At 47.8% G+C, this 17,279-nt stretch carries 13 protein-coding genes; 9 read left to right on the top strand and 4 right to left on the bottom strand.

Annotation, left to right across the window (positions count from 1 at the left end; genetic code table 11):
- Window positions 1-311 precede the first annotated feature (311 nt).
- The 3 genes from ABIC22_RS05230 to ABIC22_RS05220 are packed head-to-tail and all read left to right on the top strand — an operon-like array spanning window position 312 to window position 4,521.
- Window positions 312-1,688 (top strand): alpha/beta hydrolase, encoded by a 1,377-nt coding sequence (locus ABIC22_RS05230; RefSeq protein ID WP_354479003.1) that lies wholly within the window; start codon window positions 312-314, stop codon window positions 1,686-1,688.
- A gap of 2 nt (window positions 1,689-1,690) precedes the next feature.
- On the top strand, window positions 1,691-3,112 hold the full coding sequence (locus ABIC22_RS05225) for a cysteine peptidase family C39 domain-containing protein (protein ID WP_354479000.1): 1,422 nt from the start codon (window positions 1,691-1,693) through the stop codon (window positions 3,110-3,112).
- Window positions 3,109-4,521 carry a class I adenylate-forming enzyme family protein gene (locus ABIC22_RS05220; RefSeq protein ID WP_354478997.1) on the top strand — a complete coding sequence of 471 codons (1,413 nt, stop codon included), beginning with the start codon at window positions 3,109-3,111 and terminating at the stop codon, window positions 4,519-4,521. The genes ABIC22_RS05225 and ABIC22_RS05220 overlap by 4 nt, the downstream gene beginning before the upstream one ends.
- Before the next feature lie 267 nt (window positions 4,522-4,788).
- On the opposite strand, the gene ABIC22_RS05215 is transcribed toward ABIC22_RS05220, so the two are convergent.
- Together ABIC22_RS05215 and ABIC22_RS05210 are read right to left on the bottom strand one after the other, a co-directional pair.
- On the bottom strand, window positions 4,789-6,561 hold the full coding sequence (locus ABIC22_RS05215) for an alpha-glycosidase (protein ID WP_354478994.1): 1,773 nt from the start codon (window positions 6,559-6,561) through the stop codon (window positions 4,789-4,791).
- Between the two features lie 246 nt (window positions 6,562-6,807).
- Window positions 6,808-7,386, bottom strand: a complete 579-nt coding sequence (locus ABIC22_RS05210; protein WP_153977060.1) for a hypothetical protein — start codon at window positions 7,384-7,386, stop codon at window positions 6,808-6,810.
- Window positions 7,387-7,799: 413 nt separating this feature from the next.
- Between ABIC22_RS05210 and ABIC22_RS05205 the strand changes: the two genes are divergently transcribed.
- A complete protein-coding gene (locus ABIC22_RS05205) occupies window positions 7,800-11,258 on the top strand; it encodes a glycoside hydrolase family 2 TIM barrel-domain containing protein (RefSeq protein WP_354478991.1) in 3,459 nt (1,152 codons plus the stop codon).
- A gap of 149 nt (window positions 11,259-11,407) precedes the next feature.
- On the opposite strand, the gene ABIC22_RS05200 is transcribed toward ABIC22_RS05205, so the two are convergent.
- Together ABIC22_RS05200 and ABIC22_RS05195 are read right to left on the bottom strand one after the other, a co-directional pair.
- On the bottom strand, window positions 11,408-11,854 hold the full coding sequence (locus ABIC22_RS05200; protein ID WP_354478988.1) for a hypothetical protein: 447 nt from the start codon (window positions 11,852-11,854) through the stop codon (window positions 11,408-11,410).
- 37 nt (window positions 11,855-11,891) lie between these two features.
- Window positions 11,892-13,436 carry a stalk domain-containing protein gene (locus ABIC22_RS05195; RefSeq protein ID WP_354478985.1) on the bottom strand — a complete coding sequence of 515 codons (1,545 nt, stop codon included), beginning with the start codon at window positions 13,434-13,436 and terminating at the stop codon, window positions 11,892-11,894.
- Window positions 13,437-13,612: 176 nt separating this feature from the next.
- Between ABIC22_RS05195 and ABIC22_RS05190 the strand changes: the two genes are divergently transcribed.
- The 5 genes from ABIC22_RS05190 to ABIC22_RS05170 all read left to right on the top strand — a co-directional run bounded on the left by ABIC22_RS05190 (window position 13,613) and on the right by ABIC22_RS05170 (window position 17,277).
- Window positions 13,613-14,092 carry a DinB family protein gene (locus tag ABIC22_RS05190; RefSeq protein WP_354478983.1) on the top strand — a complete coding sequence of 160 codons (480 nt, stop codon included), beginning with the start codon at window positions 13,613-13,615 and terminating at the stop codon, window positions 14,090-14,092.
- A 406-nt stretch (window positions 14,093-14,498) separates the two neighbouring features.
- Window positions 14,499-14,978: a hypothetical protein gene (locus ABIC22_RS05185; protein ID WP_354478980.1), complete on the top strand. Its 480-nt coding sequence runs from the start codon at window positions 14,499-14,501 to the stop codon at window positions 14,976-14,978.
- Window positions 14,979-15,122: 144 nt separating this feature from the next.
- Window positions 15,123-15,338, top strand: a complete 216-nt coding sequence (locus ABIC22_RS05180; RefSeq protein ID WP_354478977.1) for a hypothetical protein — start codon at window positions 15,123-15,125, stop codon at window positions 15,336-15,338.
- 67 nt (window positions 15,339-15,405) lie between these two features.
- Complete coding sequence (locus ABIC22_RS05175) at window positions 15,406-15,960, top strand: hypothetical protein (protein WP_354478974.1); 555 nt, start codon at window positions 15,406-15,408, stop codon at window positions 15,958-15,960.
- Between the two features lie 141 nt (window positions 15,961-16,101).
- Complete coding sequence (locus ABIC22_RS05170; RefSeq protein WP_354478971.1) at window positions 16,102-17,277, top strand: CdiA C-terminal domain-containing protein; 1,176 nt, start codon at window positions 16,102-16,104, stop codon at window positions 17,275-17,277.
- Window positions 17,278-17,279: the final 2 nt, after the last annotated feature.

Genomic DNA, 17,279 nt, shown 5'->3' with positions numbered 1-17,279 from the left:
ATGGCCCTCGAGTTATGATCACATCGTTATCGTAAGAAAAATTTCCACTTATGTCAATAACTTTTTTAGGAGCATTTTTTTTCTAATTATATATTTACAAATGACTATCCGGGGACGTATATTATTCGCATATCCACCAATATGAGGGCCATGTATTTTAAGACATTGATGTGTCTTGAAACAACCCCGTCTCTACTGAGGCGGGGTTGTTTGTGCATGCAGCATGGCGGGGATGGAGTAAGGGAAGTGCAATAACCTGATTTATAAATCAAATCAGGGGAATCCGGAGAAGAGAGGCGGTTGATGATCATTTGAATACACAATCGGTCATTGAATGTCTGGGAGGTATTCAGGCGTCACAGCTGGGGAATGTTCGCAATATCTATGTATACCTCCCGCCAGGTTATCAGGAGCAGACAGATCGGCATTATCCTGTTCTCTATGTTCACGCTGGGCAGCGGGCTTTTGGTCCACCCGGACCCGGCAATGAAACGTGGCATATGGATCGAGCGGTGGACGAGCTGATTGTGTCCGGGCGGATCGAGCCACTGATTATGGTTGGCATTGCGCATGTCCGTCCGGTTACGCACAACGAGTTCTATCACTTCATTGCACCCGAGAGGGAAGCGATTAGCGTGGGTTGTTCAGGGGGCGCATACGAGCATTTCATCATTCATGAATTGAAGCCCCTGATCGACCATCGATACCGTACGCTTCCAGACAAGTCCAATACAGGGCTGCTTGGCTCATCAGCAGCGGCACTATGTACACTTCATATGGGCATGCGGAATCCAGAGGTTTTCGGAAAACTGGTCATGATGTCGCCATTTTTGGTAGATGTGCAGCTGGATGAAATGTCGGACAGCGGTCTGTTGGAAGAAGCCATGTATCGCTTGCCGGATGAGGTGCCAGACGTGCAAATGTGGATGGACATTGGGGATGCAGAAGGACTCTTCCTGCCCTCCCAGGTAAGAAAGGTTGCTCATGAATTGCTTGAGAGAGGGATCGGAACTCGGGATAGCATGGCTTTTCTGGAGCAACCGGAGGCCTGTCATCAGGAATCCGATTGGGGCGAACGAGTCGACCTTCCTTTACTGTACATGTTCGGCGAAGTAGGCCAACCTGTGGCATTGGAAATGCAAGGCAGAGAGATCATTGGTTTATCCGGTGGAATGAACACGTGCATTAATGCACGGCTTCACTATGATAGCGGCTGGGTACAGAGCCTACTCGAAGGGAGTTATACAACAAATCATCCGCATGTGCTTCAAGTAAGTCCGAATGGTGAATTGGTGCCTGTCGGCCCAGGCAGTGCGCTCATCACCCTGACCGTAGGAGAGTTATCAACGACTCGTCAGTATACCGTTATTCCTGAACTCTCTGCTCTCGTTGAGGTATGTATCTGTGCCGAAGTGGAAAATGAAGAGGAACCAGCTGAATCCATATATGGAGGGATGGGCATGAAGCTGGTTCGTACGGGAACGGGGCGTTATGAAGGCTGTTACCTTGTTCCGCGCGACAGCGGTTTTTCCTTCCGGTTCACACGCGGTTTCCGGCGTTTTGAGACGGACAAAAGTGGCATGCCAGTAGCCAATCGGGTCATTCGGGCAACAGATAACATGTCAGTACATTACCACATCCAGTCTTGGGGCAGTTCGACTGTCAAAGCGGGAACAGGAGGTCAATGATCATGATGATCCAATCGTTCGCTCCAGTAATGGACATCCCGTATTACTATCCCTGCAACTTTCCTCTGATTCATGAGGTGCTTCTGCGGCAAGGGTCGATCAGCAGCCTGGCTCTGCTCGCCGCAAGCCGATTGTACTGCCTTCCTTCGTGCGCGGATAACGGACTGGTGAAGCCTTATTTTCACAAGCTGGACTATGAGGAACCGATCTGGGAGATGTGCGGCCAGCGGGAGCTGGGCAGCTTCGAGGAGGGGAAGGTGCATATGCGGCAGCATATAGGCGAAGGGGGACTCTTTCTCGCTACGGGAACCAGTTATCACCTGCCTTATTGCGAAGATTATCAGAACCCCGAGTACATCCGCAAACATGTCAAACCAGGCTCTCGTCTGCATCTGGTAGATCACTGGATTGCAGTGTATGGCATCGATGGTGAGCATTTCCACGTCTATGATCCGGTTCCCTCGAAATATATGGGAAAGGTCTCCCAAGAAGCCTTTCATGAATTCTGGAAAGGAAACCAAAGCATACCCGAGCTAGCTCCTGCCAAGCGCAAGGAGAAGCTGCGTACCTATGGCACCATGGACGTCCGTGCAACGGTGAAGCTTGACTCTTCCGGTTATCGTGACATACTGACTCAGGCGCTGGCGACACAGATCAGTGAATTTATGACGGGCAGGATCATTACACAAGGGGAGCGCAGCTATCATTTTGGACAGGGCGTGTCCCTTCATTTGATGAAGGCACTGCAGGAGGGGAACGAAGGGACTCGGGCGCAGACGAATGACACACTGATATCGGGTCTGCTGTTCGATATGCGGTGGAGTCGGTATTTTCTCCGGGATCTGCTTCAGGAAGCCGTCTTATGGCTAGGTTCCCCGCTGGACAGGTATGCGGCAGAGTTTAATGAAATTATTGAACGCTGGGAAAGGACATACAAACTGCTACAGGTGAGCTTGATCAAGCAGCGGGCGGATTGGCTAGTACAGATAACAAGCGTAATTCATCAATTGATAACCGATGAGTGGCGCTGGTACGAAGCTCTCCGAAGTGCTGTCCCGCAGGAGGCATGCTTCAATCGGCAGATGGTTCCGCGAACCGAAAATGGCTACAGGGATGCCCTGCTCCGCATTGTGCTGGATAGCTGCCGGGAACTGAATGCGTACCATAATACGACCATACCCCTCGACAAGGGTGGGAACGCGCCGCTATATGGCCGGGATGGACAACTGGATTCACTGGAGCTGGTGTCCTTGCTTGCTGTCGTCGAACAGGGACTTGAAGACGAATGGGGAACTGGAGCAGGAGCCGCACTTTCCGAGATGGCCGCAGCTTCATTGCCGGAGAGTCCATATCAAACGGTTGATTCGCTGGTGAGCTATCTGGAACGGCAATGGCTGCCTGATCAGGAGGAGGATGCGGGATGAGCGTTCAATTCCTGCTGGAACGATTCGCAGAACAAGGCGCGCGTCCCGCATTCATCTGGGAAGATCGGGAGTATAGCTACGCATGGTTGCTTGATCAGATCATGATGATGGATGAATGGCTTGCGGCAGAAGGACTGCATGGGCAGCTCGTAACGCTGGAGGAGGACTATTCTCCCTATGCGGTCGCAGCGTTCATCGCACTTCTTGGAAAGGGATGCATTCTGCTGCCTATGGACTCTCATTTAGTAGAAGCCAAGCGGCAGGAATATATTCGGCTAGCACAGGTGAAGTGGCGTCTTGGTATTGAAAATGGCAGGTTATCGATCCGGGATGAGTCTGATGCCTGTTCACGTCCTGCTTTACTGGCTGCGCTTGAGCAGGAAGGTGTGGGTGGACTCGTGCTCTTCTCATCCGGATCGACAGGTGTGAGCAAGGCCACGGTTCATCGTGCAGATCGGCTCTTACAGCGTTTCCGGCGGCAGGTGCGGCCATTGCGAACGATTCCGTTCATGATGTTTGATCATATCGGCGGGGTTAATACAATGCTGCAATCGCTGTCCAGTGGAGGCTGCTTGTGCATTATTGCCGATCGTTCCCCCGAGGAAGTATGCCGGACCATTGAGAAGCATCGAGTTCAGGCTCTCCCGGTTTCCCCAACATTCATGAATCTGCTGCTGCTGGGCCGCAATAATGAGGCATACGATCTATCGAGTCTAGAAGTTGTATCCTACGGGTCAGAGGTTATGCCCGAAGCGGTGCTGGCAGCCTGGAATCAACGGTTCCCTGGGATACGAACGATACAGGCATATGGCATGTCTGAACTCGGCATTCTGCCAACACGTTCCAAGGAATCGGGATCGCTGCTGTTTGCCATTCATGATGATCACGTCAAGTTCAGGGTAGTTGAAGGGGAGCTTCAGATCCGGACAGAAACAGCCATGATCGGTTATCTGAACGCCCCGTCGCCATTTACCGACGATGGATGGCTGCGCACAGGAGACGAAGCAGTACTGGAACAAGGTTACATCCGCATCCTCGGCCGCCGCTCCGAGATCATTAATGTAGGCGGGCGTAAGGTGTATCCGGCTGAAGTGGAGAGCATTCTGGAACAGATGGACTGCATCCAGGCAGCAGTGGTTATAGGAGAACCGAGCAGCATCACAGGGCAGATGGTGAAGGCTACCGTTAAGCTCGCAACAGACTTCCCGCTTGCTGAGCTGCGACGATTGGTCTGGTCGTACTGCCAGGACAAGCTGCCTCCGTACAAGATTCCTCAGAAAATTGTCATTACGCAAGAGGGGCTTGTGAGCTCAAGAATGAAGAAAGTTAGAAAACCTGCATCAGCTTGGCCCATGGATGAAGTTGCGGCAGCGAGGGAAGAGACTTCATCAGATCTGGACTTGGAGTAGTTGTAAGCTTATATCATAATAAGAGTTATGTTTGATGGTTAATTATTCATTAGGGTATTGGAACGCTTAAAGGGGCCGCTTAAGAGAGAAGGGCTGGACGTTTTTCAACGTTCAGCCTTTTTTTGCCCGGAAGGAGAATTAATGAATTTCAATGATTAACGTTGCGGTAATGGCATGTCGTCCTGTTCTTTCGTTTATCAAGAAGTAGGGTGAACGGACGGTGAAATGTCTGAGTCTTAGAGTTCTGCCATAGGAATGGTCAGGTGATCAGGCTTCTGCAGGTTGTTTCACTTCGAGCTGCAGCAGGGAGAATCCGTAAGCTTCCAGTTTCAGAGACAGTTTGTTTTGTTTCGCTTCTATAGAAGTGGTCGTAAACAGGTCTCGCCAGACGCTTCGATCCGTCAACGGCAGGTCTACACTGCAGGCTTCGTCACCAGCGTTCAGCACGATAAGGAAACGTTCCCCTGTGGCTGAATCCACTCGTTCCATCGCAATAACCGGATCTCCAGCTTCGGCATGAAGTATCTTCAACTCGGTGCTGCGCAGTGCAGGGTGCGCTTTGCGCAGGGCAATCGTCTGCTTAAAGAAGTCGAGAAGCTCAAGATTCTGCTTGGTTTCATCCCACTCCATACATTTGCGGCAGCCAGGATCATATCCGCCATCCAGGCCCACTTCGTCTCCGTAATAGATGCAGGGTGCACCTGGGTACGTGAGTAGCAAAGTAACGGCAAGCTTCATCTTGCGGATATCCCCGTCGCACAGCGTGAGCAGTCTGGGTGTATCATGGCTGCCCAGCAGATTGAAGGCAACTTCGGTCACAGGCTGGGAGTAGGCTGCGAGCAGCTTGCCGATCTCATTCGCGAAGCCGAGTCCATCCAGCTTGCCGTGAACTGCATAGTCCAGTACCGAGTTGGTGAATGGGTAGTTCATCACCGCATCGAACTGATCTCCCTGCAGCCACATCAGTGAATCATGCCAGATCTCGCCGAGCAAATAGGCTTCAGGCTTGATGGCTTTTACTGTTTGACGGAATTCACGCCAGAACTGATGATCCACCTCGTTGGCAACGTCCAGTCTCCATCCATCGATGTCCATTTCCTCAATCCAGTACCGCGCGACCTCCAGCAGATAGGCTTTAACCTCGGGATGCTCCGTATTCAGCTTGGGCATAAGCGGTTCGAAGGCAAAGGTATCGTAGGTTGGTATGCCATCTTCAATGCGTGGCGGCCAATCCCTGACGTAGAACCAGTCCGCATAGGGGGAAGCTGCCCCGTTCGCCAATACGTCAGCAAAAGGCGGGAACTCTCTGCCCGAATGGTTGAAGACCGCATCAAGCACAACCCGAATGCCGCGCTGATGACAGGCATCCACCAGCTCTTTCAGTTGTTCATTGGTCCCGAAATGAGGGTCCACCTTCATATAGTCGGCCGTATTGTACTTGTGGTTGGTTGTAGCCTCGAACAGCGGGCAGAAGTAGATTGCATTCACGCCAAGCTGACTTAGATGATCCAGATGATCAAGCACACCCTGCAGATCCCCCCCGAAGAAATTCACCGGTGTAGGTTCCCCACCCCAAGGCTCAGCGTTTTTCGGACTAATGGAAGGATCACCATTCGCATAGCGTTCAGGGAAAATCTGATAAAATACAGCGTCCTTGACCCAGGCAGGCGGTTCAAAAATGTCGACCGGATTCATAAATGGGAAATCGAAGAATTCCAGCGGATGTTCCGGCAGGGTTTCCTCGAATCCACGTTCGGTCATCCAGACGTTTTTCTCGCCCTCCACCAGCTGGAAGCCGTAACGTAATCTCCGGTAAGGAGGATGGGTCTCGACTTCCCAATAATCAAACAGCTCATCTCGGGCGAAGATTCGCATGGGTGTGTGGGTGATGGTGTGCTCCCAGGCATATTTATCCCCGGTAATGGCAATGACAGCATCCAGATCTCCGCGTTTGGAACGCAGCCTTAGGTGCATGGTGGACCGGTCGTAGGCATAGGACCAGTTTAATTTGGGACGATGGTAAATGGCTTCAAGAATCATGTTAAATCACTCCTTATACGATGAAATTCAGATGATATTCGGCCATGAAAACGCAAAAAAGGCACAACCTCCATTGTTCACGAGGTTGTACCTTTCGGCAGCATAGCCTTTTGATTATACGGCTATTATACGAATTATCCCGGCAAAAGAAAACACTTTTTTTTTCTGAAATCTCATTTTATTTAAATGGGAATGCAGGTGAATGTGCATGCCTCTGCTCAGGCTGTTCGTCTAAAGTTTGCTTCATTAAAAATCGTAGCCCAGTTCTTGTGCGTAGGCTTGGATTTCTTTTTTGTATTGCTCCAGAATTTTAATGCCTGTGTCAATTTTGGCATTGCCTTGTTTCAGAAGGGCGCTGTTTACTTTGGTTTTGGATACGGATTTCTTGAACAGCAGATAGCCTTCAAGTTGTGCATAGCTTCCTTTGATCAGTTTGTTATGGATTTTTTGCAGCTCCGCGTTTTCTGGCTTGATCTGCTTCAGCATGGACACATACTTGGTGTAATTGGGAACCGCAGTATTGTTCAATTTCAGGAAGATGGATTTGCGGTTGGCGGATGTAACATACGTGCTGCCAATGGAATCCAGGGCTTTCTTTTCATAAACCGTTGTCCGATCAAGTGCATCGAGGTAGTTCAGGAAATCTTCCTCTTCAGCGCTAGGAATCGGCTCTTGTTCTGACGTGTCCACTTCCGTGTAGTTATCTTCCGAATATGTAGTGGTGGTGTCTTCCGCTGCAGCCGCATAGGAACCAGCAGGAGCGAATACCCCGCCCAGCAATACAAAACTCATAATAATGGATAATACCCAAGACCTCTTTTTCACGTTACATGTCCCCTATCTATAGATGTGATTTTATTCCAAGGGATAATCTAACATAGGATTACAAGAAATTACAGGAATAGTTTTACAAATATTTGGAGATCGGCATTGTTTCCTTAAATTTGAATCGTTAGACTGATACTTTATATAGGTATAAAGGAATATCCATATGTTCAAATATGAACGCTCGGCTGAACATGAGTAGAGGCCAACAAGCCCCCATAGAATTAGTAATGTGGTTTGTTCATATAATCCTCACCAAAAAATGCATGAAATTAACGTACATCGAAACCATCAGATGATATAATCGGTTGGAGTATTCATGTCACGTCGAAGCATTTTTCGAAAAGGTTATCGGCGAAAGTCGCCATTTTATGTAACCGCAATCATAAACCAAACAGAAAGTGAGAATAGCGATGAATCAGAAAAAGCTTTTTAACGATGGGTGGCAATTTGCGAAAACCAAACTGGATGTTACGGACCCTGCGGGACTGGCATTCGAGCCTGTGGAGCTTCCCCATGACTGGCTGATCTACAATACGCTCGACCTGTACGAAGACAGCATGGGGTGGTACCGCAAGACATTCCCGTACACGAAGGATGATCAGCAGCTTCTGCTTTGTTTTGATGGCGTTTACATGAACTCTTCCGTATATGTGAACGGCCAGCTGGTCGGGGAGTGGAAATATGGTTATTCCGCGTTTGAACATGAAATCACGGATGCTTTGGTGGAAGGCGATAATGAAATTATCGTAAAAGTGGTGCATCAGGGTCCGAACAGCAGATGGTATTCCGGAGCCGGAATTTATCGCAATGTATGGCTCAAAACGAGAGACCGCAATCATATCGTAACCGATGGCATCTACGTATCCATCAAGCAGCAGCCCGCGGGCTGGCAGGTTGAACTGGATACCGAGCTGAATATGGATCAGAACGCACAGCTTGTGCATACGATCCGATATGCGGGTCAGGTTATTGCCACTAATACAGCGGAGGTTGCGGCTGCTGCAAGCGGAGATACGGTTGTAACGGATCGTCAGCAGATCGTGGTGGAGAACCCGAAACTGTGGAGCACGGATGAACCGAATCTGTATGAACTGGTAACAGAACTGCAAGTGGCGGATGCGGACCAGCATCTACAGACGCTTGAGTCGGTATCGCAGCGAATTGGCTTCAGGGACATCCAGCTCGATCCGAACGAAGGCTTCCATCTGAATGGGGTCAAGATGAAAATGAACGGCGTGTGTGAACACCATGATCTGGGCGCACTTGGGGCGGCTTTCAACCTGACGGCACTTCGCAGAAGGTTCAATCTGCTGCGGGAGATGGGCGTCAATGCGATCCGGACCGCGCACAATATGCCTGCCAAGGAGTTCATGGAGCTCGCAGATGAGATGGGAATGCTGGTCGTCTCGGAAGCCTTCGACATGTGGGAAAGGTCCAAAACGCCTTATGATTACGCGAGATTTTTCCCGGAATGGGCACACACGGACGTGAAAAGCTGGGTGAAGCGGGACCGCAACCATCCAAGTCTGGTCATGTGGAGTATCGGGAATGAAATCTATGATACCCATGCGGATGAACGGGGACAGGAAGTGACCCGGATGCTGATGGAGTATGTACTGGAATTCGATCCAAAAGGCAACGCAGGCGTAACCATCGGTTCCAACTACATGCCTTGGGAAAATGCGCAAAAATGCGCGGATATCGTGAAGCTGGCAGGCTACAACTATGCCGAGAAATATTACGACAAGCACCACGAAGAGCACCCGGACTGGATCATCTACGGTAGTGAAACATCATCTGTGGTGCAGAGCCGCGGGATCTATCACTTCCCGTTCGAGCAATCTATCCTGGCAGATGATGACGAGCAGTGCTCCGCACTGGGCAACAGCACGACAAGCTGGGGGGCGAAGTCTGCAGAATACTGCATTTTGGCCGAACGGGATCGGCCGTATTCATTGGGGCAATTTCTGTGGACCGGCTTTGATTATATCGGAGAGCCGACGCCATACCATACGAAGAATTCATACTTTGGACAGCTGGACACGGCGACGTTCCCGAAAGATTCCTACTATATCTATCAAGCGGCCTGGACTGATTACAAAAAAAGCCCGATGGTGCACCTGTTCCCGTACTGGGATTTCAGCCCTGGTCAGCTGATTGATGTACGCGTGTGCAGTAATGCGCCGAAGATCGAATTGCAGCTGAACGGCAAGACGATCGGGACGTATGATATTGATCATGCAAACGGAACCCAGCTGGTCGGCTGGTGGAAAGTGCCGTATGAAGAGGGCGAGCTGAAAGCGATCGCTTATGATGAGAACGGGGAAATTATCGCAACGGATGTACAGCGATCTTACACGGATGCACAAAAGGTTCGTCTGCAAGCGGATAAAGAGCAGCTGCAAGCGAATGGAACCGATCTTATTTTCGTTGAAATTCAAGTGGAAGATGAAGCGGGCAATCCTGTGCAAAATGCAAACAACCGTGTACAAGTTCATGTGACAGGTGCAGGACGACTACTTGGTCTGGATAACGGGGACAGCACGGACTATGATCCGTATAAAGGTCTGAGCAGAAGATTGTTCAGCGGCAAGCTGATGGCGATCATTGGGGCAACACATGAACCGGGCAGCATCCGAATTGAAGTGACCTCCGAAGGACTCCAGGGTGCAGCAGCCGAGTTCGAATCGAAGGCAGTGGATGACGAAGTCATGAGTACGTCCGCATCCGTTGCAACTCAGGGACAAACCGTGTTAACCAAGAACGAAGAACGTCCAGTCCTCACTGGGCTCGCACAGGAGATTCCTTTGCGGAAAATCGAGATTATCAGCGAAGCCGGGCAAGCCTTCGATCCGTCGATCCAGGAGATGGTGGTTACCGCCAAGCTGTATCCTGAGAACACGTCGTACCGTGACATTGAGTGGGCTGTGGTCAATGATGCCGGTATTGAGTCCAACATTGCGAAGGTCGAAGCGAACGGTCTGGAAGTTCGCGTGTCAGCGCTGGGCGATGGCGAATTCCGCCTTCGTGCAACGAGCAGCAATGGTACGGACAAAACAAAGCTGATCTCGCAGCTTGAATTCAAAGCAACTGGTCTGGGTACAGCCTACAAAGATCCGTACGGCTTCATTACTGGTGGATTGTACGATTACACCAAAGGCGATGTCGGTAACGGCAACGAACGCGGTGTAGCGACAAGTCGTGATGGGGAGACGCATGTCGGCTTCCGCAATATCGACTTCGGACCTTACGGCTCCGATACCATTACGATTCCGATCTTTGCACTGTCGAGCGAGGATTATTACCTGCAAATCTGGGAGGGTATGCCTGATGAAGAGGGCAGCACGCTTCTGGCTGACGTGGTCTATCAGAAGGAATCCAGATGGAATGTGTATCAGGAAGAGACATACCAATTGTCCAAGCGGTTGAGCGGCATTACGTCGATCTGTTTTGTACTGAAGCAGAAGATTCATATCAAGGGCTTCTCGTTCGAGCGTCAGAGTCGTGCGTTTGAGCAAAACACGGCCGCTTCATGCGACCATCTCTACGGTGATACGTTCTCAATCCAGGATGAGTATGTAGAGGGGATTGGTAACAACGTATCACTGGAGTTCGAAAACATGGACTTTACGGCAGAAGGCACGTCGAAGCTCGTCATCTATGGCCGTTCGGCGATTGATAAAAACACGATTCATATCCGCTTCGCAGGTGAAGAAGGACAGAGTAACCAGCTGGTCGAGTTCACGCACTCGGAAGGATATGAGGAGCGGGTATTTGAGCTTGAACAGGTATCAGGCGTGCAAAAAGTGACCTTTATCTTCCTGCCGGGAAGTCAGTTTGACTTCGGATGGTTCCGGTTTGAGAAGTAAGTGGTTTTAAGAAACAGATGCTTCTATAGTAAAGAGTAAACTAAAGTGAAAATAGATCCCCTTCAAGGTGGTACAGTTCATGTTCAAGTGAACCTGTACCGCACGCGTGAAGGGGATTTTGGTATGTAAAATATTCGACAGATTAAGGATTAACGGAATTGTTCTGCACGTATGGAGAGGTCCATTTCATGCCCTATTCTGCTGTAGATATACACCTTGACACTAGTGTCTTGTAAGGCAAGCAGATTGACGGTTTTTTCACTGTTTTTGCTGATCGTTGTCTCCATAGGTTCACTGTAGTCATCGACATACAGGTTCATATACATGGGGTGATCACTATGATTTTCGATGATGATGTCTGCAAGTGTTCCATTGTCAGCAACCATCGTGAAACTGCCGGTGTATGCTGCACGGCCTTGATGATGGATTTGACCAATGAGCAGAGCATTCGGATCCGGCTTTACTGATTCTTCTGCAGCATTGGCTACCTTAGATGACGGCTCAGCAGGGATTCTGCTTTCCGCATCCAATTTATTTACGGGCATGAGCAGGACAGAGAAAACGATACCTGCACCTATTATCTTTTTTAACCACATTGTAATGATCCTCCTGTAATAATGAATGATCTCGTTGCTACGTATCACTTTGGATAATCAACATCCTTGTCTCCTCATTCCAGTTCACAGTAAGCCCCAGGGCCTCGAATACTTCAAAGGGAACGGTCGTCGCACCCGAATAATTGCCCGTTGGTTCTGGTAATGAAATGGATTGAGCTGTAGAGGAAGAGGTGGATTTCACCGTGGCCACCGTCTCGTTGGGACGGATTGTGACGGTACGATCTTCATATTGAAATGAATAAGCTTCGACTATTCCGTTTACCTTGTTCATTTCAAATGTTGCCCCAATCGCTTCGGATACGGCTCTGACTGGAAGTTGAACGGTATGTTGGGTTTGAACTGCCGAATACGTGGACTGGAATAGATAATCGTTAATATACGCATCGATGCCAAGCTTGGCCTGAACGGGTTGGTAAACCATGCCTCCAGATGATGTTGCAGGTGCTCCAGCCTCCTGATACTTGTCACTTCCCCAACCCCAGACGGTTCCATTGGAGGATAAGGCCAGACTGTGGTGATACCCTGCCGAAATATCGGTTATACCCGACAGATGCTTAACTCTGCCTTCTTTGCCTGTAACCGTCCTTCCGTAGCTGTACACCTCACCCGAAGTGGTTAACAGCAGGATATATTGTGAATTCCCGTCCATCTGCTTCACCTTGAGATCGTGATGCTGAGCAACTGGTTTGCCCTTCTCGTTCAGGCCCCACACTTTACCGTTCTGGTCCAGTACAAGCAGGGACGTATCTGTGCTTGTGATCGATGATATGTTGGACAGACCCTTTAACTTGGCTGGTTTGGAAGGGGTTTTATCTGGTTGGTTTGGTTCATCCCATGTCCACAGGGAGCCATCCTTCTTCAAGGCATATCCTTGTTGGCCGGATGATCCTACCTGAATGATGTCTTTCAATCCGCTTACGGCGTGTGGACGGTGCATAACTTCAGAATTGTTTCCTTGAGTACCTGGGCGCTGCCATGACATAACTGTACCGTTCCGAAGAAGGGCAATATTGAAAGAACCAGTCACCACATCCTTCGCAGAAGAGATGCCTTCGACTTGGTAGGGGAGTGTACCAGCGCCCCATTCCCACACAGTTCCATCTGCCTGAACCGCTGCGTTAATTCCACCTCCTGCGGCAGAAATAGCTATGACATTTGAAATTCCCGGAATGCGAATGGGACTGGACGTATGGCGGTAGCGGATGTCTTCACTGACACCAAGCTCTCCGAACATATTGCGACCCCAAGCCCAGACGGAACCGTCACTTCGCAGTGCGATCGTATAATAATGAGCCCCCTCCACAGCGGTATATGTAAGTCTGTTTTCTGTGGTTGCTGAGGTGGTATGGACCGTAGATGTACCGCTGGGTGGCAGCGGAGTTGTTGCTGCGTATGATATGGAGTCATGACCCAGTCCCATTAATAGGGTTGTGGTTAACCAAGTAGAAGCGACCGCCAGGCGCCATCTACGAGCTGGTTTACCTTTTACAGGGGGATCGGGTGGTATGAAGGAATTTTGTTCTGGGTTAGTTCTATGATCAGATGGCTCCGGCCAGCTCATGAAATCGCCTCTTTTTCGAGTGGGTTAGGGGACTGTGGTTTTTCTATATTTCTAAACGCTCTTGGGAGTGAAGAAGTTACAGAGAAATGATAAAATGCCTATATATTGAAAATGTTTTAGATCTAGCTATGTGAATCGATGAACAATTCAGGTAAGGGAGAAAAGGAGGATGAATCATGAAGTTTAGTGAAGATGTACTATGGAATCAACTGCAGGATGTGAGGCAATTTACGCTAGAAGTGTGCGACTCTGTGGATGAGGGACAGGTTCATGATGTACCGAAGGGATTCAATAACTCCATCCTGTGGAATGTGGGACACATCATTTTGGACCAAGATATGTGGTTTCACTATCTCATTGCTGATGACTCGGAAGTGCCCGCGGACTATGCGAAGTTCTTCGGTTATGGGACAAGCCCGGCAACGTGGGATGCCGCACCCTCATCTTGGACTGAATTGATGGAGCGTCTAAGGGCACAACCAGACCAATTGAAAAACAAATTTGCAGGTCGCCTGGAAGAGCCGCTGCTCCGGGAGAGCGAGTTAGGCATGAGTACAATCGGCGAAGTGATCCCGCGTACGCTCTATCATGAGTGGTACCATCTGGGATACATTCAATCTATTCGCAGATGTCTGAGTGTATCTTCAGTGGGTTGAGGCGTACATATATTAAAATTGTAGATGGGAAAATCCTGTGGAGGATGTATCAAATTTTTATATGCATTTGAAATTCCTTGGAATAAGCAATAAGAAAGAGTTAACTCATGGTGATCATGAATTAACTCTTTTTCAGTTCCAGTGTATATGGAGAGGGAGTGCTGTTCCGGAGGTGCTGATTCGTCAGACACTTCAACTGCAAAGTACAGTATGATGGGGAGAATGAATACAATAAGGCCGATGATTATAGCTATGATGATACTTCTTTTGTTCAAGTGAACAGGCTCCTTTCTGGAAATGCGGTTTTGGCTTTTTTTGGATTATAATATATATTAACCAGTTTAAAAGTTTGGAGGGTTTTAATTGATAAGAAGGTATGGGAAATTTCAAGAAGGTTGGTTGAGAAATGAATAAAGAATTCCTTTATACCAAGCCATATGTTTGTGGGATTATAGATGATACTGTAGTGGAGTTGGAGTCTTGGTTTCTAGATGATTCAAGAGATAGGATGGAACAGGAATTAAGAAGCAATTCTCTAAGTGATCTAATTATTAAGTTGATTAATATATTTAAAGGCGGCGAACCGAATTATCAAGTACTCTTAAGCCTATTAGGTAGGAAAATGGATAAGGAAGTTCAAGAAAATAAAAATGTCTATAGTTTAAGAGAGATTTTGCGTTCTGACGAAGACATAAAAAGGATTGAGATAGAGGTTGATAATGAGAGCCTAAATATTAAACAAGTGAGGATTTATGTTGATATAATCTCCTTTGTTGCATTTGAAAAGGAGGAAATAATAACAAACGTCGATCTTCGCACTGAAAAAACAAGCGATACTCTCTCCCTGTATATTCAAGGTAAGTCAATCACTCTAATTGGAGTGTAATTGTAGCTGGAATTTGAAAAATTCTAACACTGTGCGTGAATTAACACAATCGAAAGATAAGATTTATTATATGAAGTACTTTACAAATAATTAATGTAAAAACGCTCTATCCAGATACGCATCGTTAGGAAGGGAGAGAAAACTTTGGATAGTAAGATGACAGATGTAGAGATATTAAATCGAGTAATTAATGGAGAGGTAGTGCGTTGTCCTCTTTGTGGAGAAATATTAGCCTATCAAACAGTAGAGCAGGGATTACCTCCGGCAGTGATCTGCCCCAATGGTGATTATCGTCTGAAAATAAATATTAGCAGTGGAAATCTGCTAGATAGACTAGGTTTAAATAGCAAGGAAAAATAGTATCAGTGAGCGATTGCAGGGTGGTGCTCAGAACAGCAGATATCTACAAGAGAAATGGAGAAGGAACATGTCATTTATATTAATTGAAAGAGAAGACAAGCCTGTTCGATTGCGTGGAAACCGAGTGATCCCGTCAACAATAACGGTTCATAACAAGGATGGTCTCATTTTAGGAAACTATGTGGGCTTCAGAAGTGGACTTCAAGTTAAACTGATTAACTATGGAGGAGTGATTCTGGCTGCACCTGAGGCTAAATATGCGTACAAACTTGGAAATTTGATCCCTGCTACATTGAGTGAGGAAGTAGTTCATTGCCCTGCCTCCGAGTTGTTTGTGAGGGAGGAGGAGTTGCCTACAGTGCGAGAGTATTCTTTTTCTGTCATACATACGGAAGATATGAACCAAACGTACGACGAGATAACAACATCGATGTGGATACCAGAGAATATTTACGTGGGACAAGAACAGGAGTTGTTATCTTGGATAAAAATATCAACTCAAGAGATGGTGGTCATTGGCATGATAATATCAAGTGAAGACCGTGATGGGGCTGTCGCCTTTGTTCCCACAATGGATTCGTCTAAGATCATTTCAATTCGAGGAATTCAAGGTGTGCACTAATGCGAAAATTACATTCTATAGAATGTTGCTCAACTACTGTATAACCTTAGAGAAAATGAATCCCTCGTTTGATTCCAAGCCTCCTTCTGACTTGTTAAAATTTAGGTATATATACTACGGTCAGGTTGGCGGTGAAGAGGAATGCAGCGAATTGAGGTTCACCCTGATGTATTAGATGAAAAGGCGAGGTTCGTCCAGCAAAAGAAACAGGAACTGGAGCGGATGGTCTGGGAACTGGAAAAATCGATCTACCTATTGCAATCTGATTGGTCAGGTGTAACAGGAGAACGATTCTTTTGGGACTTCATGCAAGTAAAAGAAGTTTTCCCTACGACATTGGGAATCTTGGATAAAATCCAGAATGAGTTTACCTTTGTAGCCAAAAATTTCAGGACAACAGATGGCTCAGGTGAGGTTGCCCTTTATATTCCTGAGGAGCTTAAACCAACTTTTGCTAAGGGGCTTGCGGATGGTTCAGTTGGAGAAACGGTAACAGGATTTGGGCAGACGCTGGAAGCTTTTATCTATAGTCCGTTAAGTACGGCGGGAAGTCTGGCTTATGCCTTCACTCTAGGTAGGGCGGTTGATGCAGGGCGAGGCATTAAGTTCGCTTGGGATGCATATTGGGGAAATGGAACAGCAAGATCTGATGTGGAGCAATTTGTAGAAGAGCAAAAAAAACAGATTGACCAGGATGGACTTGGTTATTACAGCGGATCGATGGCAGGTCAGGTATTGGCCTATGCTTTCTTCGGCAAAGCGTTTCGGGCTGTTGAGAACAAGCATAGCGATCTGGGAGGATCGGGTGGAGGAAAGCCGGAGGCTGGAAAGGGAACTGGGGGGGCAGGCAGTTACAGTAGGAATAACCTAATAGAACCTTCTTTACCACTAGGGGGAATCCCTAAAGGGAATTATGCTAATGTTGAAGGTGGACGAGGAAATGTTAGGCAAAATGAATCTGCTAATTTACTCGCAGAACAGGGTTATGATATAGAAATGTTAGATGAAGTTGTTGGCGGGAATGGTTATGGTATCAAAAAAGGAAAAAATCCAGATTTTATAATTGAAGGAAGAGTTTTTGATTGTTATTCACCTGATACTGATACTCCAATTGATAGTATTTGTGCGAAAATAAAAAACAAAACGAAAAATCAGGCGCAAAGAATTGTACTGAACCTGGATGATTACCCTTCGGAGAAAATAGATGAACTCCTGGAAACTATTTTGAGGCAGACAAATCCACAAGCAAACTTAAAGCACTTGGATGAGCTAACTATGATTAAGGATGGAAAAATCACAAAAGTTTTTGGGAGGTAGTA

This window comes from Paenibacillus sp. PvP094 (assembly GCF_040546835.1).
GTDB classification, from domain to species: Bacteria; Bacillota; Bacilli; order Paenibacillales; family Paenibacillaceae; genus Paenibacillus; species Paenibacillus illinoisensis.
The sequence above is the reverse complement of the archived record's forward strand: the minus strand, read 5'-3'. Positions and strand labels throughout refer to the sequence as shown.

What these genes read in the sequence shown, in the direction of transcription:
- ABIC22_RS05220 (WP_354478997.1), top strand. Translation starts at nt 3,109, where the DNA reads ATGAGCGTTCAATTCCTGCTGGAACGATTCGCAGAACAAGGCGCGCGT.
- ABIC22_RS05215 (WP_354478994.1), bottom strand. Translation starts at nt 6,561, where the DNA reads ATGATTCTTGAAGCCATTTACCATCGTCCCAAATTAAACTGGTCCTAT.
- ABIC22_RS05185 (WP_354478980.1), top strand. Translation starts at nt 14,499, where the DNA reads ATGAATAAAGAATTCCTTTATACCAAGCCATATGTTTGTGGGATTATA.
- ABIC22_RS05205 (WP_354478991.1), top strand. Translation starts at nt 7,800, where the DNA reads ATGAATCAGAAAAAGCTTTTTAACGATGGGTGGCAATTTGCGAAAACC.
- ABIC22_RS05190 (WP_354478983.1), top strand. Translation starts at nt 13,613, where the DNA reads ATGAAGTTTAGTGAAGATGTACTATGGAATCAACTGCAGGATGTGAGG.
- ABIC22_RS05175 (WP_354478974.1), top strand. Translation starts at nt 15,406, where the DNA reads ATGTCATTTATATTAATTGAAAGAGAAGACAAGCCTGTTCGATTGCGT.
- ABIC22_RS05170 (WP_354478971.1), top strand. Translation starts at nt 16,102, where the DNA reads ATGCAGCGAATTGAGGTTCACCCTGATGTATTAGATGAAAAGGCGAGG.
- ABIC22_RS05225 (WP_354479000.1), top strand. Translation starts at nt 1,691, where the DNA reads ATGATGATCCAATCGTTCGCTCCAGTAATGGACATCCCGTATTACTAT.
- ABIC22_RS05195 (WP_354478985.1), bottom strand. Translation starts at nt 13,436, where the DNA reads ATGAGCTGGCCGGAGCCATCTGATCATAGAACTAACCCAGAACAAAAT.
- ABIC22_RS05200 (WP_354478988.1), bottom strand. Translation starts at nt 11,854, where the DNA reads ATGTGGTTAAAAAAGATAATAGGTGCAGGTATCGTTTTCTCTGTCCTG.